The 19,753-nt window shown below is 63.4% G+C and carries 16 protein-coding genes; 8 read left to right on the forward strand and 8 right to left on the reverse strand.

What is annotated here, in order from left to right:
• Positions 1-2: 2 nt before the first annotated feature.
• Complete coding sequence (locus FHW92_RS19885; RefSeq protein WP_349237721.1) at positions 3-3,017, forward strand: TonB-dependent receptor; 3,015 nt, start codon at positions 3-5, stop codon at positions 3,015-3,017.
• Positions 3,018-3,035: 18 nt separating this feature from the next.
• On the forward strand, positions 3,036-4,622 hold the full coding sequence (locus FHW92_RS19890; protein WP_168605031.1) for an amidohydrolase: 1,587 nt from the start codon (positions 3,036-3,038) through the stop codon (positions 4,620-4,622).
• A gap of 126 nt (positions 4,623-4,748) precedes the next feature.
• On the opposite strand, the gene FHW92_RS19895 is transcribed toward FHW92_RS19890, so the two are convergent.
• The 4 genes from FHW92_RS19895 to mutM all read right to left on the reverse strand — a co-directional run bounded on the left by FHW92_RS19895 (position 4,749) and on the right by mutM (position 9,174).
• The gene (locus FHW92_RS19895) at positions 4,749-5,513 is read right to left on the reverse strand and encodes a HesA/MoeB/ThiF family protein (RefSeq protein WP_168605032.1); all 765 of its coding nucleotides are present in this window, start codon (positions 5,511-5,513) and stop codon (positions 4,749-4,751) included.
• A gap of 430 nt (positions 5,514-5,943) precedes the next feature.
• Positions 5,944-7,440 carry a chromosomal replication initiator protein DnaA gene (gene dnaA / locus FHW92_RS19900; protein ID WP_349237722.1) on the reverse strand — a complete coding sequence of 499 codons (1,497 nt, stop codon included), beginning with the start codon at positions 7,438-7,440 and terminating at the stop codon, positions 5,944-5,946.
• Between the two features lie 488 nt (positions 7,441-7,928).
• Positions 7,929-8,189: a 30S ribosomal protein S20 gene (rpsT, locus tag FHW92_RS19905; protein WP_168605033.1), complete on the reverse strand. Its 261-nt coding sequence runs from the start codon at positions 8,187-8,189 to the stop codon at positions 7,929-7,931.
• Positions 8,190-8,358: 169 nt separating this feature from the next.
• A complete protein-coding gene (mutM, locus tag FHW92_RS19910) occupies positions 8,359-9,174 on the reverse strand; it encodes a bifunctional DNA-formamidopyrimidine glycosylase/DNA-(apurinic or apyrimidinic site) lyase (protein WP_168605034.1) in 816 nt (271 codons plus the stop codon).
• A 174-nt stretch (positions 9,175-9,348) separates the two neighbouring features.
• On the opposite strand from mutM, the gene FHW92_RS19915 reads away from it, so the two are divergent.
• The 5 genes from FHW92_RS19915 (at position 9,349) to dut (ending at position 14,685) form a co-directional block, all read left to right on the forward strand.
• Positions 9,349-10,098, forward strand: coding sequence for a class I SAM-dependent methyltransferase (locus FHW92_RS19915; protein WP_168605035.1), 750 nt, complete (start codon positions 9,349-9,351; stop codon positions 10,096-10,098).
• Positions 10,099-10,103: 5 nt separating this feature from the next.
• The gene (gene ubiB / locus FHW92_RS19920) at positions 10,104-11,660 is read left to right on the forward strand and encodes a 2-polyprenylphenol 6-hydroxylase (protein ID WP_168605036.1); all 1,557 of its coding nucleotides are present in this window, start codon (positions 10,104-10,106) and stop codon (positions 11,658-11,660) included.
• The gene (locus FHW92_RS19925; protein ID WP_349237723.1) at positions 11,636-12,781 is read left to right on the forward strand and encodes a hypothetical protein; all 1,146 of its coding nucleotides are present in this window, start codon (positions 11,636-11,638) and stop codon (positions 12,779-12,781) included. Before ubiB ends, FHW92_RS19925 begins: the two co-directional genes overlap by 25 nt.
• 259 nt (positions 12,782-13,040) lie before the next feature.
• Positions 13,041-14,228: a bifunctional phosphopantothenoylcysteine decarboxylase/phosphopantothenate--cysteine ligase CoaBC gene (coaBC, locus tag FHW92_RS19930; protein WP_168605129.1), complete on the forward strand. Its 1,188-nt coding sequence runs from the start codon at positions 13,041-13,043 to the stop codon at positions 14,226-14,228.
• Positions 14,221-14,685 carry a dUTP diphosphatase gene (dut, locus tag FHW92_RS19935; RefSeq protein WP_168605128.1) on the forward strand — a complete coding sequence of 155 codons (465 nt, stop codon included), beginning with the start codon at positions 14,221-14,223 and terminating at the stop codon, positions 14,683-14,685. Before coaBC ends, dut begins: the two co-directional genes overlap by 8 nt.
• Before the next feature lie 56 nt (positions 14,686-14,741).
• On the opposite strand, the gene FHW92_RS19940 is transcribed toward dut, so the two are convergent.
• The 4 genes from FHW92_RS19940 to secB form a co-directional block, all read right to left on the reverse strand.
• A complete protein-coding gene (locus tag FHW92_RS19940) occupies positions 14,742-15,401 on the reverse strand; it encodes a DUF4136 domain-containing protein (RefSeq protein ID WP_246870306.1) in 660 nt (219 codons plus the stop codon).
• 217 nt (positions 15,402-15,618) lie between these two features.
• Positions 15,619-16,635 (reverse strand): tryptophan--tRNA ligase, encoded by a 1,017-nt coding sequence (gene trpS, locus FHW92_RS19945; RefSeq protein WP_168605038.1) that lies wholly within the window; start codon positions 16,633-16,635, stop codon positions 15,619-15,621.
• A gap of 5 nt (positions 16,636-16,640) precedes the next feature.
• Positions 16,641-18,218 carry a murein biosynthesis integral membrane protein MurJ gene (murJ, locus tag FHW92_RS19950; RefSeq protein ID WP_168605039.1) on the reverse strand — a complete coding sequence of 526 codons (1,578 nt, stop codon included), beginning with the start codon at positions 18,216-18,218 and terminating at the stop codon, positions 16,641-16,643.
• Positions 18,219-18,286: 68 nt separating this feature from the next.
• The gene (gene secB, locus FHW92_RS19955; protein ID WP_168605130.1) at positions 18,287-18,805 is read right to left on the reverse strand and encodes a protein-export chaperone SecB; all 519 of its coding nucleotides are present in this window, start codon (positions 18,803-18,805) and stop codon (positions 18,287-18,289) included.
• A 267-nt stretch (positions 18,806-19,072) separates the two neighbouring features.
• Between secB and FHW92_RS19960 the strand changes: the two genes are divergently transcribed.
• Positions 19,073-19,732, forward strand: coding sequence for a Tim44/TimA family putative adaptor protein (locus FHW92_RS19960; RefSeq protein WP_168605040.1), 660 nt, complete (start codon positions 19,073-19,075; stop codon positions 19,730-19,732).
• Positions 19,733-19,753: the final 21 nt, after the last annotated feature.

Raw genomic sequence — 19,753 nt, forward strand, 5'->3', positions numbered from 1 at the left:
TCATGGCGATTGATCGAACGATGAGGGAATGGGCGCAGTCGGCTGGCGGCTTTGCATTGCAGGGCCACAGGGCATGGCTGGGTGGAGCCGCCGTTTCGGTGCTGGCCATGATGGTGGCCACGCCCGCACTGGCAGGCTCGGTGGCCGCAGAGGCCCCGGCGCCCGCCGAAGCGGCCGAGCCCGCCGCCGAACCTGCCAGCGACATCGTGGTGACCGGCACGCGCATCGTGAAGGACGGCTTTGCCGCGCCCACGCCTGTTGCCGTGCTCTCCTCGGCCGACATCAAGGCGCAGGCGCCCGCCAACCTGTCGAACTTCGTCAACCAGTTGCCCGCCGTGACGCAGGGCTCCACCTCGGCCAACTCCTCGGGCAGTCTGTCGAACGGTCTGGCCGGGATCAACAGCGTCAACCTGCGCGGCCTTGGCGCCTCGCGCACGCTGGTGCTGGTCGATGGTCAGCGTTCGGTCTCCAGCGCCACCAACGGCGTGGTCGATGTCAACACCGTGCCCCAGGATCTGGTCGAGCGGGTCGAGGTCGTGACCGGCGGCGCATCGGCGCAATATGGTTCGGACGCGGTGGGCGGTGTCGTCAACTTCATCCTGAACAAGAAGTACAAGGGCTTCAAGCTCACCGCCGACCAGGGCATCACCACCTATGGCGACGGGCGCAACTATCGCCTCAGCGGTTCGGCGGGTTTCTCGCTGCTGGATGACCGCATGCATGTCCTGCTTAATGCCGAATATGCCAAGCAGGACGGCGTGGCCACCATCGCGCGCAGCTGGAACAACAACGGTTATTTCATGATCGCCAACCCCAACACGGCGGCGGGCCAGCCCAGCTGGATCAACGGGGCCGGGATCGGGCCTTCGGGCTATACGGCGGGCGGGCTGATCACGGGCACCAGTCTGAGCAGCGCCAGTGCGCTGGTCGGCAAATATTTCATGGCGCCGGGTCAGATCGGCACGCTCAACTTCGGGGCCAAGAGCACCTCGGGCTATATGGTCGGGGGCGATTACCAGACCACGCTGGCGGGCCATGTGGGCACCAATTCGCTGATGCCGGATGAAGCGCGCTTCAGCGCCTTTGGCCGGGTGGGTTATGACCTGACCAGCCGCATCGAGGTCTTTGCCCAGTTCGGCTGGAACCGCTATATCGGCGAGAGCTTCTATCAGCAGACGCCGAGCACCGGCGTTTCCATCAAGGGCGACAATGCCTATCTGCAATCGCTCTATCCCACGGTTGCGGCCGCGCTGGGCAATTCCTCGGCCAATACGATCACCATCGGCACCAGCAATGCGGGCTATCCCGTGCCCGGCAGCCACAACACGCGCGACGTCTATCGCTATGTGGTGGGCACCAAGGGCAAGTTTGACATGCTGGGCCGCGAATGGAACTTCGACGCCTATTTCCAGCACGGCGAAACCAAGAGCCACGAACAGCTGATCAACACTTGGCAGACGCAGCGCATGGCGCTGGCGCAGGATGCGGTGTTTGCGCCTGCGGGCAACGCGCTGGGCGTGGCGGCGGGCACGATTGTCTGCCGCTCCAGCCTGACGAGCCCAAGCGATGGCTGCGTGCCGATCAACCGTCTGGGCACCAGCGGGCCTTCGGCGGCGGGGCTGGCCTATATCTACGGCAACCAGCCCTGGCGCGACCAGACGCTGAAGCAGGATGTGGCGGCCGCCTCGCTCAGCGGCGACCTGTTCAAGCTGCCCGGCGGCAGCGCGGCCATCGCGCTGGGCGGCGAATGGCGGCGTGAAAGCGTCAGCGGCTATGTGCCCGACGAATTCCAGCCGCTGAAAAACGCCAACGGCACCACCACGGCGCGCTGGCTTTACGGCAATTATCTGCCCAATACCGGCGCCTATAATGTGAAGGAAGGTTTCGTTGAAATCGACCTGCCGGTGCTGCCGGGCGTGAACCTGAACGCGGCGGCACGCGGCACCGATTATTCGACCAGCGGCAGCGTGCTGACCTATAAGGGCGGGGCGACGTGGCAGGTCAATTCCTCGATCAAGCTGCGCGGCACCTATTCGCGCGACATTCGCGCGCCCAACCTGTCCGAACTCTTCGCCGCGCCCACCGCGCGCACCAATACCGTGGTGCTGCCCGCCGGGATTGCCGGGATTTCGGGCGTGACCGCCGGCACGGCCGGTTTTGTAGAAAGCACGATCGGCAACACCGCCCTCAAGCCCGAAAAGGCCAACACCTGGACCATGGGCGCGGTGCTGACCCCGTCCTTCATCCCCGGTTTCACGGCCAGCTTTGACTATTACGACATCAACATCAAGGACTCGATCGGCTCGATCACCTCGCAGAACACTGTCGATTTCTGCGCCAGCGGCCAGACCGCCTATTGCTCGAATCTGGTGTTCAGCGGCTCGACGCTTCAGTCGATCGTGATCCAGCCGTTCAACTTTGCCAGCCAGCATGCCAAGGGCTTTGACATTGATGCGAGCTATCGCACGATGCTGTCAAAGATCAGCGCCAACCTGCCCGGCACGCTGACCATTCGCGGCACGACTACGCATTACATCGCCAACGTGGTGGATAACAAGATCTTCCCTGTCGACTATGCCGGCGTCAACGGCGGCAGCCTGTCGGGCAGCAACAGTTCGCCAAGCTGGGTCTATCGCATCAGCGCCTTTTATGAAGTGGGCGCGGCCAACATCAACCTGGTCTATCGCGGCTTCTCGGACGGCGTTTACGGCAACGATTATATCGAATGCAACGGCTCGTGCCCGACCGTGTCGAACCTGAATCAGTATCGCACGATCAACAACAACAAGATCAAGGGCACCAGCTATCTGGACGCCTCGGTCCAGTTCAAGATCAAGAGCGAGCGGGTCAAGGATATGTCGCTCACCTTCGTGGTCAACAACCTGCTGGACAAGGATCCGGTGCTGGTGGGCAACGGCCCGACCGGCAACAACGTCCCGGCCTATGCCCAGACCAACCGCAGCATTTACGATGTGATGGGGCGCACGTTCCGCATCTCGGCCAAAATCGGCTTCTGATTGGGAGAAGGATTAGTCATGAATTTCGTGAAACGCAGCACTCTGGCCCTGATGGCCACCGCCGCGCTGATGGCCGGATCGCAAGCCCATGCCGCCGCCAGCCCCAAGCTCAAGGCCGAGGCCGTGGCCGGGGTCGAGGCGCAGAAGAAGGATATCCAGGTGATGGTGGATACCGTGTTCAGCTATGCTGAACCCGGTTTCCAGGAATTCCGCACGATGGAATATCTGACCGGCATTCTGGAAAAGAACGGCTTTAAGGTGACCAAGGGCGTGGCGGGCATTCCCACCGCCTTTACCGCGACATGGGGCGAGGGTGGCCCTGTGCTGGCGCTGGGCAGCGACGTGGACAATCTGCTGGGCACCTCGCAGACGCCGGGCCTGCCCTATATCAAGCCGATGGTCGAAGGCGCGCCGGGCCATGGCGAAGGCCATAATTCGGGTATGCCGCTGGTGGTGGCCGCCGCGATTGCGGCCGAGCAGGTGATGGAAAAGAACCACATCCCCGGCCGCCTGATGATCTGGCCCGGCATTGCCGAGGAATTGCTGGCCACCAAGGCCTATTATGTGCGCGAAGGCATGTTCAAGGGCGTCGACCTTTGCATCTTCAACCATGTCAGCTCCGACTTCGGCACCGCCTATGGCGAGCTGGGCATGAACGGCATGGTCTCGGTCGAATATACGTTCAAGGGCAAGACCGCCCATGCCGCGGGCGATCCGTGGGATGGTTTCTCGGCGCTGGACGGCGTGGAAATCATGGACGCCGCGTGGAATTTCCGCCGCGAACATCTGCCCGTGACCCAGCGTTCGCATTACGTCATCACCAATGGCGGCGGCCAGCCCAACGTCGTGCCCGACAAGGCCAGCGTCTGGTACTATTTCCGCGAGCGCAGCTTTGGCGCGGTGCGCAACCTGTACAACACCGGCAATGAAATCGCGCAGGCCGCCGCCAAGGCGACCGGCACCACGGTAACCTCGCAAATCCTTGGCTATGCCGCGCCCAATTTCGGCAACAAGCCGCTGGCCGAGGCCGCCTATGCCAATATCAAGGCGGTGGGCATGCCCAAGTGGACCGCCGACGATCAGGCCTTCACCAAGGCGGTTCAGACGATCAACCACCGCACGGTCAAGCCTTTGTCCGACACGGTGGGCGAACTCTCCTCGCCCGAAAACCGCCCGCGTTCGATCGGCGGCGGTTCGGATGACATCGGCGACATCATGTGGACCGTGCCGACCATCACGATCCGCTATCCGGCCAATATCCCGAACATGATCGGCCACAATGTGCTCTCGGCCATGGCGATGGCCACGCCGATTGCGCATAAGGGCGTCGAGGCCGGGGCCAAGGCGCTGGCCATGACGATCCTGGACGTGATGACCACGCCCAAGCTGGTGGCCGACGCCAAGGCCTATTTCACCGATGTGCAGCTCAAAACCGACAAGTATGATCCGATTCTGGGGCCCAAGGCGGCGACCTGGCTGAACGAGAAGACGATGAAGGAATATCGCCCCCAGATGGAGAAATACTACTACGATGCGGCGAAATACCCGACCTACCTCGATCAGCTGGGGATCAAATATCCCACGCTGGAGGCGCCCAAGTCGTAAGCATGTAAGTTTGTGAAAGGGACCGGATGGGCATCGACCCATCCGGGCTTTTCGCGCAGGAGGAAGCAGGGTCGTCCGGCTGGGGCGACCCTGCTTTTTTATGGCCGCGTTTAATGGCCTGGGCGTTTAATGAGAGGGGCAGGCTGGGTCGGCGGGGATGGTGATCGTGCGCAGCGATGGCGCGAGGCCGTCTAGCAGATGCAACCGCCCCCATTGCGGATCGGCCAGCGGCCCGGGCACGCCCGCACCATGCAGGATCACACGGATGGCCGATTGCGCCGCCATCGTGCCCACCATGCCGACAAAGGCCCCCAGCACGCCATCGGCGGCGCAGGTGTCGCAATCGATGGCGTCGAACGCATCGCCGACAAAGCAGCGATAGCAGGCATGGCCCGGCAGATGGCCCGCGAAATTGGCGATCTGGCCCTGAAACCGGCCTACGGCGGCGGTGGTCAGGGGAATGCCGGCGGCCACACAGGCGTCCGACACGGCAAGGCGGGTGGCGAAATTGTCGCAGCCGTCGAGGACCAGCGTGGCCCCGGCGATAAGCGTGGGGGCGTTATCGGTCGAGATGCGGGTCTGATGGTGGCTGACGGCGATCTCCGGGTCAAAGCGTGCGACCCAATCGGCTGCAGCCTGAGCCTTGGGCATGCCGATGTCGGCCTCGGCAAAGATCGTCTGGCGTTGCAGATTGCTGGCCTCGACGCTGTCGTCGTCGATCAGCGTCAGGCGGCCAACCCCGGCGGCGGCCAGATATTGCAGGGCCGGGCTGCCGATCCCGCCGCAGCCGATCATCACCACATGGGCATCGGCCAGCGCCATCTGTCCCACCCCGCCGACCTCGGGCAACACGATATGGCGGGCAAAGCGGGAGAGGCGTTCGGGGGTCATGCGGGGGATTTAGGGGAGGCCGGGGGGGATGACAAGCGGGGGAAGGGGCAAGGAAGAAGGAGCCTCCGGCGGGTTAAGGGCGGGGGCCCTTAACAATCCGGTTTTGGGGTGGGGTTGGCCGGTGGGGAGTTTGGGGCGATATTTATAGCCTGCGGCGCGGCGAAGTGGCGTTAATAGGCGCCGCAGGCTTTCAAAGACAAACGTCGCCTTGACACCCGACGCCTCCGTCCCGGCACAACGTAAACAATAATGGGATTGCAAAGGGATAAGTCCCTTTGCCCGCCGGAGGCATAAAAGTCATTTCCCCAGCATACCCCCAAGCTTCCCACTCTTGGCGAACAGCTTATCCACAGGCATACCAACAGGCGATGCACAGGCTTATCCAGCCCTTATGCACCGCCCGTCAACAGCTTGTACCGGGGTTTTGCGATCAGCTTTCCAGCTGACGGAGCAGCGAGCGCACGTCGCCGTCAATGTCGGCATCGCGCGTGCGCAGGTCCTCAATCAGGCGCACCGCATGGATCACGGTCGAGTGATCGCGCCCGCCAAACTTGCGCCCGATTTCCGGGTAGGAGCGCGGGGTCAGCACCTTGGAGAGGTACATCGCCACCTGACGCGGGCGCACCACGGCGCGCGCGCGGCGCTTGGACGACATTTCCTGACGGTCCACCCGGTAGAACTGGCAGACTGTGCGCTGGATCTCGTCGATGGTGATGCGCTTGCGGTTGGCCGACAGGATATCGGTCAACTGTTCCTCGGCCAGTTGCAGGCTGACGGCCTGACCCGTGAGCTGGGCATAGGCGATCAGCTTGTTGAGGCCGCCGACCAGCTCACGCACGTTGCGGTTGATCGTGCGGGCCAGAAATTCGATCACATCGCCGGGCACCACCACCGAGGTGAAGCGGGCAAGGCGATGTTCGAGCACCGAGCGGCGCAATTCGATGTCGGCCGGGATGATATCGGCGACAAGGCCCATCGACAGGCGCGAGAGCAAGCGCTGCTCAACCCCGTCAAGAGCCTGCGGGCTGCGGTCGGCGGCAAACACCAGACGCTTGCCTTCGGCCAGCAGGGCGTCGATCGTGTAGAGCAGTTCTTCCTGCGCGCTGGCCTTGCCGATGATGAACTGGATATCATCGACCAGCAGCAGGTCGAAACCGCGCAGGCGCGACTTGAACTCGATCATCTGGTTCTGGCGCAGGGCCTGAACGAACTCGACCATGAAGCGTTCGGCGCTGCAATAGAAGATGCGCGCGTGCGGATGGTTGGCCAGAAACGCGTGGCCGATGGCATGCATCAGGTGGGTCTTGCCCTGACCCGTTGCGGCCTTGAGATAGAGCGGCGAGAATTGCGGCGCTTCAAGGGCTGCCATGCGCTGGGCCGCGTTGAAGGCCAGCACATTGCTGGTGCCGGTGACAAAGGTCGGGAAGGTCAGCGAGGGGTCGAGCCCGATCGAGGCCAGCGCCAGCGTATCGGTCGCAGCGCTCGCGCCTTCGGTGGCATGGCCATGCACGCGGCCCGAATTGCCCAGCACCGGAGCAGGGCGCGCGGGCGTGTTGTCGCGGGCCAGACGCAGGTCGGGCATCGCGCGGCGGCCGGGCTGAGCGCTGATGCGCACATGGCGCACATCGCGGGCGATCTTCCAGGCCAGCGTCAGGCGATCGGCAAAGCGATCCGCCACCCAGTTGGCCGAGAATTCGGTGGGCAGAAACAATTCGAGCGTGCCCGAATCCTTGTTGAACGCGCCGAGCTGAATCGGGCGAATCCATTGATTGAACAGCTGCGGCCCAAGGTCCTTCTTCAGGCCCTGACAGATGTCAGCCCAATCAGCGGCCAGGTCGAGTGCATCCTGATCTTCGGCGACATGCCCGGACTTGCCCTTTGCAGGGCCAGCCTCGGCGCGCTTGCCGCCCCAAACGGTTCCCGTCACCCCAAATGCTCCTGATCCGCCATTAAGCCCCAACCCGCCGACGCAATTGTCGACGGCCTTACCTTGCACACGGAAAAAGGCTCCCCGCCTGCGAAACCGAAAGTTCCGCAAGTGTTACAGAGTGACCTATTTCTGTGAAGTTCAGAGGCGCCGAACGCCTCGAACCCATCCGTTTTAGGGATGATCGCAGGCGCTGCGCAAGGGCGTTATCTGCAAAAATTTTGAAATAATTGGCTTGACAGCGCAACCCCAGCAAATCCGCCAAACTCGAAAAAGCCATTGAATTTTAAGGGTAAAATATCATGACAATTTGCGAATCGTTGGAATTGCAGGATTTCTTGAAGCTGTCATTTTTGCCCGGCAAAGGGCAAAGTTAAAGCCGGCACGGGGCAAAGCAAAAGCCGACGGGAATCCCCATCGGCTTTGCTTACGCGCTCTTGCTTATCGCTATGCCGTGCAACCGTTTCGCAGGCCGCACGAATCGCGAATCAGAGAGCGGCGACCGCCTTGGTCAGGCGCGAGTACTTGCGCGCAGCGGTGTTCTTGTGCAGCACGCCGCGAGCAACGCCGCGAGCCAGTTCAGGCTGGGCTTCGTGCAGGGCGGCCGCAGCAGCGGTCTTGTCACCACCGGCGATCGCGGCTTCGACCTTCTTGACGAAGGTGCGGATGCGGCTGATGCGGGCGCCATTGATTTCGGCGCGACGCTCGTTACGGCGGATGCGCTTGCGGGCTTGCGGCGTATTGGCCATGTGTGTCCTCGTATCGGGCCGATGCGGCCGGAAATTGCTAGCGAAAATCGGTATAGCAGAACCATCGGTTCCACCAGAAGCGGCGCCCTTAACCAGCGTTGGCCGAATCGTCAAGGGAATAGGAGTCTTTATTGTTCCGCCCCGGACCATCCGGCGCGGCCCGTTTGCCCTATTTCTGACAGGCCGGACACCAGAAACTCGACCGGCCGCCCTGCGCCACGCGCGCAATCGGCGCGGCGCAGGCGTGGCACGGCTCGCCCTCGCGGCCATAGACGCGCCAGTTGGCCGCGAAATAGCCCAGCTCGCCGTTGGGCTGGGCATAATCGCGGATCGTGCTGCCGCCCGCCGCGATGCTTTCGGACAGGACATCGACAATCGCGGGCACCAGCAGCGCCAGTTCGCGCTTCTTCACATCGCGCCCCAGCCGCAAGGGGCTGATCCCTGCCCGGTGCAGCGCCTCGCAGACATAGATATTGCCAAGGCCCGCCACCACCGCCTGATCGAGCAGCAATTGCTTGACCGGGCTGAGCCGCCCCTTCATCCGCGCGGCCAGCAGGGCAGGGGTCAGTTCCGGCCCCAAAGGCTCCGGCCCCATCGCGGCAAAGGGCGGCCACGCGGCCAGCGCATCATCCGCCACCAGATCGACCGAGCCGAATCGCCGCGCGTCATTCAGCGCCAACCGGCTGCCCGCCTCGGTGGTCAGCACCAGATGGTCGTGCTTCTCTAAGACATCAGGATCAATCCGCCACCGCCCGGACATGCCCAGATGAAACACCATCACCGCGCCCCGGTCGGTATGGATCAGCCCATATTTGGCCCGGCGCGACAGGGTCGTCACCGTGGCCCCCGTCATCACCTGCACCAGATCGGCGGGAAAGGGGCGGCGAAGCCCCTCGCGGCGGGTTTCGACACGGGCGATCCGTTGTCCGTCCAGATAGGTGGACAGGCCGCGCAGTGTGGTTTCGACTTCAGGTAGCTCTGGCATGGGGGGGAGATAGGAGGTTTAGAAGGATAATGCGAGGGTCTAGACCCTCGCGCTCCCATTACTGTCTTCGCTGTGCCGGGCTGGCGGCCGGGCGGATTTGGGCGATGAATTTCTGCCTGCCGCGCTTGCATAAGCACCTTTCCGCAAGCGCGAAACCGTCCTAAAGCGGCGCCCATGACTCAGAGCGATCAACAGCCCGACACCGTCTCCTTTGGCTATGAGGAGGTCAGCCCCGAGGAAAAGACTGCCAAGGTGGGCGCGGTCTTTTCATCCGTGGCCAAGAAGTATGACATCATGAACGATGCCATGTCGGCCGGTCTGCATCGCCTGTGGAAGGACAAGTTCGTGCGCCGGGTGAAACCCCAGCCGGGCGAGATGATTCTGGATATGGCGGGCGGCACGGGCGACATCGCCTTTCGCATGGCCGAGCGCGGCGCCTCGATCACCGTGTCCGACATCAATCAGGACATGCTGGACGTGGGCATCGAACGCGCGATGGAGCGTGGCCTCGACGGCCTCGTCTGGAGCCGTCAGAACGCCGAGGAGCTGAGCTTTCAGAGCCGGGTGTTCGATGCCTATACGATTGCCTTTGGCATCCGCAATGTCACGCGCATCGACAAGGCGCTGAAGGAAGCCCATCGGGTGCTGAAATTCGGCGGGCGTTTCTTCTGCCTTGAATTTTCGACGACCGAATGGCCCGGCTTCAAGGAAGCCTATGACGCCTATTCGCACAAGCTGGTGCCACAACTGGGCCAGATGATCGCGGGCGATGCCGATTCCTATCGCTATTTGATCGAATCGATCCGCCGTTTCCCGCCCATGCCCGAATTTGAAGGCATGATCCGCGAGGCCGGTTTCGTGAACACCCGCGTCGAGCCGATCCTTGGCGGGCTGGTGGCGATCCATTCGGGCTGGAAGGTCTAAGCACCTTGTCACCCCGCAAGCATATCTGGCGCCTGCTGAGCTGGGGCCGCATTCTGGCGTCGCATGGAGCATTGCGGGGGATCGAGCAGGATCCCCATACGCCCGCCCCGGTGGCCCGCCTGTGCCGCATTGCGCGGTTTGGCGCGCGCATTCCCGCTGTGCCCGATTATGCCGGGGCCTTTCGCGCCATCGGCCCCGCCGCGATCAAGCTGGGCCAGACTTTGGCGACCCGCCCCGATCTGGTGGGCGAGGAGGCGGCCAACAATCTGCTCGAGCTGCAGGACAGCCTGCCGCCCGTTCCCTTTGCCGCGATCAAGGCGGAGGTGGAGAGCGCCTTTGGCCGTCCTTTAAGCGAACTCTACGCCGAATTCGAGGAGCAGCCGGTGGGCGCGGCCTCCATCGCGCAGGTCCACCGCGCGATCACCACCGATGGCCGCCGCGTGGCGGTCAAGGTGCTGCGCCCCGGCATCCGCGAGAAATTCGCGCAGGATATCCAGACCTATGAATGGGCCGCGGCCCATCTGGAAGCCCTTGGCGGCGAGGCCACGCGCCTGCGCCCGCGTCTCATCATCGCCAATTTCAAGCGCTGGTCGATGCGCGAACTCGACCTGCGCCGCGAGGCCGCCTCGGCCTCCGAACTGGCCGAGATGATGAAGGGCACCCACGGCTATCGCATTCCCGCCATCGACTGGGATCGCACATGCGGCCGCGTGATGACGCTGGAATGGATCGACGGGATCAAGATCAGCGACACCGCCGCGCTCAAGGCCGCCGGGATCAATCTGGAAAGCCTGGCCAAGCGTCTGGTCATCGCCTTCCTGACGCAGGCGGTGCATCTGGGCTATTTTCATGCCGACATGCATCAGGGCAACCTGTTCATCGAGCCGGACGGCACCATTGTCGCCATCGACTTCGGCATCATGGGCCGGATCAACCGTCAGGCGCGCATCTGGCTGGGCGAGATCCTGCATGGGCTGACCACGGGCAATTACCGCCGCGTGGCCGAGATCCATTTCGAGGCGCAATATGTGCCTTCCTATCACTCGGTGGACGAATTCACGACCGCGCTGCGGGCCGTTGGCGAACCGATGCGCGGGCGTCCGGTCAAGGATCTCTCGGTCGGGCAGATGCTCGACGGGCTTTTCGCCATCACCCGCGATTTCGACATGTCGACCCAGCCGCATCTGCTGCTGCTGCAAAAGACGATGGTGATGGTCGAGGGTCTGGCCACGCAGCTCTATCCAGACATCAACATGTGGGATGTGTCGGGGCCTTTCGTCTCCGAATGGATGCGCGACGAGCTGGGCCCAGAGGCGGCCATCGCGCGCGGCATCCATCGCGGCCTGCGCCGGATCATGCGTATGCCCGACCTGATCGAGCGGATCGAGGAAAGGTTCCCCCTGAAGGGCGCCGCCCCCGAACAGCCGCCCTTGCCCGATATTCCTCTCATCTGGGATCGTCAGGGTAAACCGAATGCTAACCGCTGGCCCGGATATATCGGAGCCTTCCTGTTGGGGGGTTTAAGCGTATGGGCGGCGTGGCATATCGGCTGGATGGGGTGAACGGGCGGGGGCCTGCGCCCTACGACCGTTTCGCCGCATGGGGCCGGTGGCCCGCGCGGTTGGCGCTGGCGGTGCTGGCGTTGTTGCTGGCGGCTTCGGCATGGGTGCCGCTGACGGTCGGGCGGGGTGAGCAGGCCAAGGCCCCCAGTCTCGTCATCGCCCATAATAAGGCCGCCGAGCGCCCGCGCGACGAGGATCTCAAGCTCTATGACCGCGCCATATCGCGCATCCTCCATGGTGAGAACTATTACGACTTCATCGTGAGCGAACATCGCCGCGCCGATTATCCGGTGCGGCCGGGCGCGGCGGTGCGTCTGCCCACGCTCGCCTATCTGGACGCGGCGATGGGGGTGGATGGCGACCGGCCCGCGCCTGTTGCTATGGCGGTGGCCTTGGCGCTGATGGTGGGCGTGATCGCGGCATGGTGGGGGCGGCTGGGCGATCTGGGCGTGGATCCTTCGTTGCGGCGGATCGGCACGGCGCTGGTGTTCTTTGGCGCTTCGCTGGGGTTGAACCGCTACTATTTCGTGCTGCATGAACTTTGGGCGGGGATGCTGGTGGCGCTCTCGCTGGGGCTGCATCGGCCGGAACGGGGTAAGTGGGTCGGTGCGGTGCTGGCCGCCGCGCTGGCGCTGTCCATCCGTGAGCATGTGCTGCCCTATGTTCTGCTGATGGGGGCGATGGCGGGCTGGCGCGGGGCGTGGCGCGAGGCGGCGGCATGGGGCGCCTTGGTGGCGCTGTTTGCGGTGGGTTATGCCTGGCACCTCCACCTGATTGCGCTGCAAACCCTGCCCACCGATCAGGTCGGGCCAAGCTGGCTGGCGATGCGCGGGCTGGGGGGCTTCCTGTCGAACACGGTGCTTTCCTCCAACCTGCGCTTTCTGCCCCATCAGATCGCCGGGCCGCTGACCATCCTGATGATTTTCGGCTGGGCCTCGTGGCGATCGAGCGCGGGGCTTACCGGGCTGTTGCTATTTTCCGGCTATGCGCTGCTGTTCGCCATCGCCGGGCGGAATGACAATTTCTATTGGGGGGCAGTGATTACGCCGGTCATGGCTTTGGGGTTGGCCTTTGTGCCGATGGGGCTGGGGGCTTTGGTCCGGGGGGCTTTTAAGAAGTAAGTTTGCCTCCGGCGGGCAAAGGACAGGGGCCCTTTGCAATCCCGTTAATGGGGTGGTGCCAAAGTTCAACGAGTGTGTTTGGGGCCATGTTTGAAAGCCTGCGGCGCGGTGAGGTTCGTCCTGTCCGCGCCGCAGGCTTTAAAATTCAAACATCGCGTCCGACACCAAACGCCGAACCTCTAGCGCAATGCAGACAGTAACGGGAGCGCGAGGGTCTAGACCCTCGCATTCTTCCCCTACCTCTTCTATGACCATCCCCATGCTTGGCAAACGCATCCTTCTCATCATCGGCGGCGGCATCGCGGCCTATAAGTCCTGCGAACTGATCCGCCTGATCCGCAAGGCGGGGGGCGATGTCACCTGCGTCCTCACGCAAGGCGGGGCGCAGTTTGTGACGCCGATGACGCTGGCGGCGCTTTCGGAAAACCCGGTGCATACCAGCCTGTTCGACCTGAAGAACGAGGTCGAGATGGGCCATATTCAACTGAGCCGTCAGGCCGATCTGGTGGTGGTGTGTCCGGCCACGGCCGATCTGATGGCCAAGATGGCCTGCGGCATTGCCGATGATCTGGCCACGACGCTGCTGCTGGCGACGGACAAGCCGGTGCTGGCGGTGCCTGCGATGAATGTGCGCATGTGGCAGCATGGGGCGACGATGGCCAATGTCGCCACGCTGCGCGCGCGCGGTGTGAATGTGCTGGACCCGGATGATGGCGTGATGGCCTGCGGCGAATATGGGCCGGGGCGCCTGCCCGAGCCGGAGGCAGTGATGGGGGCGATCGGCGCGGCGCTGGCGGGCGAAAAACCCCTGACGGGGCGGCATGTGCTGATTACCGCCGGGCCGACGCATGAGCCTATCGACCCGGTGCGCTATATCGCCAATCGGTCGAGCGGGCGTCAGGGTTTTGCCATTGCGCAGGCCGCGGCACAGGCCGGGGCATCGGTCACGCTGGTGGCCGGCCCGGTCGATCTGCCCACGCCCTATGGCGTGGCCCGCGTCAATGTCGAAACCGCGCGCGAGATGGCGGCGGCGGTCGAGGCTGCTCTGCCCGCCGATATTGCCGTTATGGTGGCCGCTGTGGCGGATTGGCGCGTGGCCGATGCTGGCGCGCAAAAGATCAAGAAGGATGGCAGCGGGGCCGTTCCTCCGCTCGCCCTTGTCGAGAACCCGGATATTTTGGCGGGCCTGTGCGCCTCGCCCCGCCGCCCGCGCCTTGTCGTGGGCTTTGCCGCCGAGACGCAGGATGTCATCGCCCATGCCACGGCCAAATTGGCGCGCAAGGGCGCGGACTGGATCGTCGGCAATGATGTGTCGGGCGATGTCATGGGCGGTTTGCGCAACAGCGTTCATATTGTCAGCGCCGATGGGGTAGACAGCCTGCCCGATCTGCCGAAAGAAGCGGTGGCTGCCGCTCTGGTTGAAAGGATTGCCCGTGTCTTTGTCTGAACCCATTCCCGTCCGTCTCAAGCGCCTGCCCCATGGGCAGGATCTGCCCTTGCCCGCCTATGCCACCAGCGGCGCGGCGGGCATGGATGTCGTCTCGGCCGAGGATGTGGTGATCGCGCCGGGCGCGCGCCATGCGGTGGCCACGGGCCTTGCCATGGCGATCCCGCATGGTTTTGAAATTCAGGTCCGCCCGCGCAGCGGTCTGGCGCTCAAGCATGGCATCACCGTGCCCAACACGCCCGGCACGATTGATTCGGACTATCGCGGCGAATTAAAGGTCATCCTCATCAACCACGGCACGCAGGATTTCGCCATCGCGCGCGGTGATCGCGTGGCGCAGCTCGTGCTGGCCCCGGTGGTGCAGGGCGGCTGGATCGAGGTGGACGAACTGGATCAAACCGCGCGCGGAGAGGGCGGGTTCGGATCGACGGGCGGCGTGGTCGCGCTGGGCAATTAAGGCCACGAAAAAACCCGCCGCTGACGAAGGCGGCGGGTTTTTCTCAATTTCGGTTTTTACTTCGCCGGACCCTTCACCGTGGTCTTTTCAGGGGCCACCGTGATGCGCAGCGTTTCGCCCGAATTGCCGGGGAAGCCGGTAAAGAAGGCCTCAACCAGATTGGGCACCAGCCAGGTCAGCTTGTTCGAGGCCGAGGCGGCTTCGGCCTTGCCTTCGAACACGCGCTTGTTGGCGCTCTTGTCGTCGATCTTGACGCTGATGCCGCTGGTGTAAACGGTATAGCTTTCCACGCCCTGATCGAACCAGGGATCATACCAGCCATAGCCCCAGCCGCCCATCATATAGGGACGACCATAAAAGCCGCCGCCGTAAAAGCCCCGACGGCCAAAGCCCGGCCCGTACCACGGACCCCAGAACGGATCGCGCATGCCGGTTGAGCGGACATGCACGCGGCCCTTGTCCACGCCATAGGAAAAGCGCACGATCAGGTTGGCCGCATCCGGGTTGACCGCTTCGGTATAGCCCTTCTTGGTCAGTTCACCGGCCACCAGCTTGGCATACTGGCCAAATTCGATCCCGCCCGCCAGCGACGGATCATCGGCCACAACCGCAAAGGTCTGGCCCTGGGGCGCGGGCAATTGCGATTGAAAGCGGGTGACACGCGTGTCGAGCGTGTCGGCACAGGCGGAAAGGCCCAGCATCAGGAGGCCAGCCATGGCTCCCTTTATGCCGCGCGAGATCCATTGAGAGTTAGCGCCACTCATTCGTTTTTTCTCCTCTGCATGCCGCTCTGGCCGACTATCCCTCCCCGGTTAGGGCGCAGCAGTGGTATGGTGCCGCGATGCTAGGCTTGCAAGGCTGAATAATGGTTGAATGATGCGGCAAAAAGAGGCGGGCGCAAAAGGGTTTAACCCCCTTTTGCGCCCTCATTTGTCAACGCACCAGACCCAGCGCGTCATAGGTGGCGGCCAGCGTCGGGGCCGAGGCGGCGCGGGCCTTTTCGGCACCTTTACGCAGGATGGCGTTCAACGCCTCGCGGTCCTGACGCAATTCATTGAAGCGCGCGTTGATGGGCGCCAGTTGCTCGACCAGCAATTCGCCCAGCGCGGGCTTGAAGGCGCCAAAACCCTTGCCGCCGAAATCCGCCAGAATCTGCGCCACCGACTGGCCCGACATGGCCGAATAGATGCCCACCAGATTGCGCGCCTCGGGGCGGCCCTCCAGCCCTTCGGCCTCGCTGGGCAAGGCGTCAGCGTCGCTCTTGGCCTTCTTGATCTTGCCCATGATCGCGTCCGCATCGTCGGTCAGGTTGATGCGGCTCATGTCGCTGGGGTCCGACTTGCTCATCTTGGCTGAACCATCGCGCAGCGACATGATGCGCGCGGCGGCGGGCGGGATGATCGGTTCGGGCAGGACGAACAGCGGCGCGTCCGCAGGGCAGAAGTCATTGTTGAACTTTTGCGCAATGTCGCGCGCCAGTTCGAGATGCTGCTTCTGATCCTCGCCCACGGGAACATGCGTGGCCTGATAGATCAGCACGTCGGCGGCCTGAAGCACGGGATAGGTGAAAAGCGCGACCGACTGGCCATCGCGGTTCTTGCCCGCCTTGTCCTTCCACTGCGTCATACGGTTGAGCCAGCCCACGCGCGCCGTGCCGTTGAGCAGCCATTGCAGCTCGGCATGGGCGGGCACCTGCGTCTGGTTGAACAGGGTGCTCTTGTCCGGATCGATCCCGCAGGCGACCAGCGCGGCGGTCATCTCGCGGGTGTTCTCGCCCAGCGCCTTGGGATCATGCGGCATCGAAATCGCGTGAAGGTCGGCGAGGAAATAGAAACATTCCCCGCCCTTGGCCGTCCACTCGTCCTGCATCGCCACCCAATTGCGGATCGCACCAAGGTAATTGCCAAGGTGAAGATTGCCGGTGGGCTGAATGCCAGAAACGATACGCATGTGTTTCACTTCTCTGCTGAAACGCGGCGACGCCGCAAAAGTTTAAGATCCTCGACGCCAAAGGCGCCAAGGGCAAAGCTGGCGAGGCCATAGACAAAAACGCCCCCGCCCACCAGCGCCCCCATCGAGGCTAGGCGCACAAACCACGAGCCATGGGTATAAGGCATCAGCCAGGGCTGGCTGATCCACAGTACCGCGCCCATGGTCAGCGCCGCCACGCCCAGGCGCCAGGCCCGGTGGCGCAGGCGCAGATCCATCTCGAAATGGCCGCGCTTGACCAGCGTGGCATAGAGCAGCCAGACATTGACCGTCGAAGCAATCGCGGTGGCCAGCGGCGGCCCCATATGGTGCAGCGGCAGGATCAGGATCAGGTTGAGCGCGAGGTTGACCCCCATGCTGATGGTGGCGAAACGCACCGGGGTCTTGGTGTCGTGGCGTGCGTAATAACCGGGCGTCAGCACCTTCACCAGAATATAGCTGGGCAGGCCGATCGAGAAGGCGGCCAGCGCCTGCGCGGTATGGGCGGTGTCGAGCGCGGTATAGCGGCCATAGCCGAACAGCGCGGCGGCAATCGGCTCACCGCAGAACACCAGACCCACCGTTGCGGGCAGGGTGAGCAGCAGGGCGATTTCGAGGCCGCGGTTTTGTGTCTCCATCGCCCCCGCTTCATCGCCCGCGCCCAGCAGGCGGCTGATCGTGGGCAGAAGCACCGTGCCCAGCGCAATGCCGATCAGGCCCAGCGGCAACTGGTTGAGCCGGTCGGCCATATAGATATAGGTCACGCTGCCATGATCGAGCAGGCTGGCGGCCAGCGCGGTGGAGATGACAAGGTTGATCTGCACCGCACCCGCGCCCGCCGCCGCAGGCCAGATCAGCGCCATCAGCCGTTTCACCTCCGGCGTGAAACGCGGCCAATGCGGGCGCAGCGAGACGCCGTTGCGCCATGCCGCATGGGCCAGCCACGCCAGTTGCAGCGCGCCCGACACTGTGACCGCCAGCGCCTGATTGCGCGCGGTTTCAAACGGATCGGGCGAGTGGAAAAACAGCAGCGCGCCGATCAGCGTCAGATTGAGCAGGATGGGCGCGGCGGCATTGACCCAGAATTTATGCAGCGAATTGAGGATCCCGCCCAGCAAAGACACCAGCGAGATCAGCATCAGATAGGGGATCGTCAGCCGCGAAAGCTTGACCGCAAAGGCGAACTGATCAGGCGAAACCCCATGGAACCGGCCCGATAGCGCCCATGTGACGGGCCACGCAAAGACCTCAAGCAGGATCGTCATCGCGATCAGCACGGGCAGCAGCACCGAAAGCGCCGCCTCGGCAAAGGCGATGCCGTCGGGCAATCCGCGCCCCTGCGCATCGGCCACTTTCTGATTGAACATGGGCACAAAAGCGCTGGCAAAGGCGCCCTCGGCAAACAGGGCGCGGAACATGTTGGGCAGGCGAAAGGCCACCAGAAAGGCGTCCGAGGCAAAGCCCGCGCCCACCATGCGCGCAAAGAGCGAATCGCGCACCAATCCCAGCACGCGACTCAGCAAGGTGAGGCCGCCGATCGTCCCCGTGGCTTTAAGAAGGTTCATGGGTTGGGCGGTCTTGTGTTGGCTTTATCGGGAAATGCCCGGCCCCCGCATGGAGGCCGGGCAGGACATTATGCGTGGCCGGCGGGCTCGTCGGTGGCCGAGGGGCCCTGCTGGGCTTCGGCCTGCGCGGCAAGCTGCTGGATATAGAGGCCATTGAAATCAATGGGTTCCAGCATGACCGGGGTGAAGCCTGCATCGCGCGTGGCATCGGCGATCACGCGGCGGGCAAACGGGAAGAGGATGCGCGGCGCTTCGGCAAACATGAAGGCGTGCATCTGGGCTTCTTCCAGATTGCGCATCCCGATCAGGCCCGCATAGGTCAGATCGACGATATAGGCCACGCCCGCTTCGGCGCGTGCGTTGATCTGGATCTTCAGTTCGACCTCATGCACGTCGCCCTCGATGGCGCGGGCCTGAATGTTGAACTGGATGTCCAGCTGGGGCGAATCCTGCCACGAAAAACTCTCAGGCGCATTGGGATTTTCGACCGACAAGTCCTTCACATACTGCGAAATCACGCCTGCGCTGGGCAGGGTGTCCTCGCCGTCCAGACGCAGCGAGGAAGTGACGGTGCCATCATCGGCCATGTTTGATACTTTCCCTGTGTGGCCCGGACTGCGGGCGCATGTGGTGGTCATGGTTTGGGCAAAGCGCCTAGCATCACGGCCCGCACCGCACAAGGATCTGGGCGGCAAAGCAGACAGTTGCGGCGATTGTGACGCAGTGCGGGATTTTTTCGGGATTATATCCCCATCCATGCGTTGTTCATTTGTCAATCGTCACTATGTAGGGCACTATCAAGGGTGAAGTCCGCATGTTGCAAGACTCGCTCACAGGGATGAAAGCAAACGCAAGTGACCGTCTCGATCGTCATTCTGGCCATGATCGCAGCCTTTCTGGGCATGCGTCTCTATTCGGTGCTGGGGCGCCGCGCCGAACATGGCGAGGAGCCGGTACAGAGCCGTCTGGACGCCCAACCCGCCGCTGCGGCCCCCGCTTTGCCGCTGCCCGAACGGGCCGTGGCCGGTACGGTCCGCCCGCGTGAACTGGGCGCGGTGTTGCCGGGTGTCGAGCGCGGATTGCGCGAAATCATCTCGGCGGACCGCCGTTTTGACCCCGTCACCTTTGTCGAGGGCGCCCGTTCCGCCTATCGCATGGTGCTTGAGGCTTTCTGGCGCGGCGATCGCGGGCAATTGAGTCATCTTTGCGATGCCGAAGTCGCACGCAGCTTTATCGAAGCCATCGACGCGCGCGAGGCCGCCGGTGAAACCTTCAACAACAGCCTTGTCCGTATCGAGGAAACCCAGATCGTGGGCGCCAGCTATTCGGCTCCCTTTGCCCGCGTGTCGATCCGCTTTGTCGCCGATATCGCCGCCGTCACCCGCGACCGCGATGGCAAGGTGATCGCCGGTTCGCTCAATGACGCGGTCGAGGTTCGCGATGTCTGGACATTCCGCCGCGATATCCACTCGGCCGATCCCGATTGGCTTCTCGAAGAGACCGACGAAGGTTAAGACCTTCGCGAAGCGGGGCGG

Source organism: Novosphingobium sp. SG707 (genome assembly GCF_012275515.1).
Lineage (GTDB): Bacteria > Pseudomonadota > Alphaproteobacteria > Sphingomonadales > Sphingomonadaceae > Novosphingobium.

Excerpts from the sequence above, each read along its gene's own strand:
- FHW92_RS19940 (WP_246870306.1), bottom strand. The coding sequence starts at position 15,401 with ATGGCTGGCCTCCTGATGCTGGGCCTTTCCGCCTGTGCCGACACGCTC.
- FHW92_RS19890 (WP_168605031.1), top strand. The coding sequence starts at position 3,036 with ATGAATTTCGTGAAACGCAGCACTCTGGCCCTGATGGCCACCGCCGCG.
- coaBC (WP_168605129.1), top strand. The coding sequence starts at position 13,041 with ATGCTTGGCAAACGCATCCTTCTCATCATCGGCGGCGGCATCGCGGCC.
- murJ (WP_168605039.1), bottom strand. The coding sequence starts at position 18,218 with ATGAACCTTCTTAAAGCCACGGGGACGATCGGCGGCCTCACCTTGCTG.
- mutM (WP_168605034.1), bottom strand. The coding sequence starts at position 9,174 with ATGCCAGAGCTACCTGAAGTCGAAACCACACTGCGCGGCCTGTCCACC.
- FHW92_RS19885 (WP_349237721.1), top strand. The coding sequence starts at position 3 with ATGGCGATTGATCGAACGATGAGGGAATGGGCGCAGTCGGCTGGCGGC.
- secB (WP_168605130.1), bottom strand. The coding sequence starts at position 18,805 with ATGGCCGATGATGGCACCGTCACTTCCTCGCTGCGTCTGGACGGCGAG.
- trpS (WP_168605038.1), bottom strand. The coding sequence starts at position 16,635 with ATGCGTATCGTTTCTGGCATTCAGCCCACCGGCAATCTTCACCTTGGC.
- rpsT (WP_168605033.1), bottom strand. The coding sequence starts at position 8,189 with ATGGCCAATACGCCGCAAGCCCGCAAGCGCATCCGCCGTAACGAGCGT.
- FHW92_RS19895 (WP_168605032.1), bottom strand. The coding sequence starts at position 5,513 with ATGACCCCCGAACGCCTCTCCCGCTTTGCCCGCCATATCGTGTTGCCC.
- FHW92_RS19915 (WP_168605035.1), top strand. The coding sequence starts at position 9,349 with ATGACTCAGAGCGATCAACAGCCCGACACCGTCTCCTTTGGCTATGAG.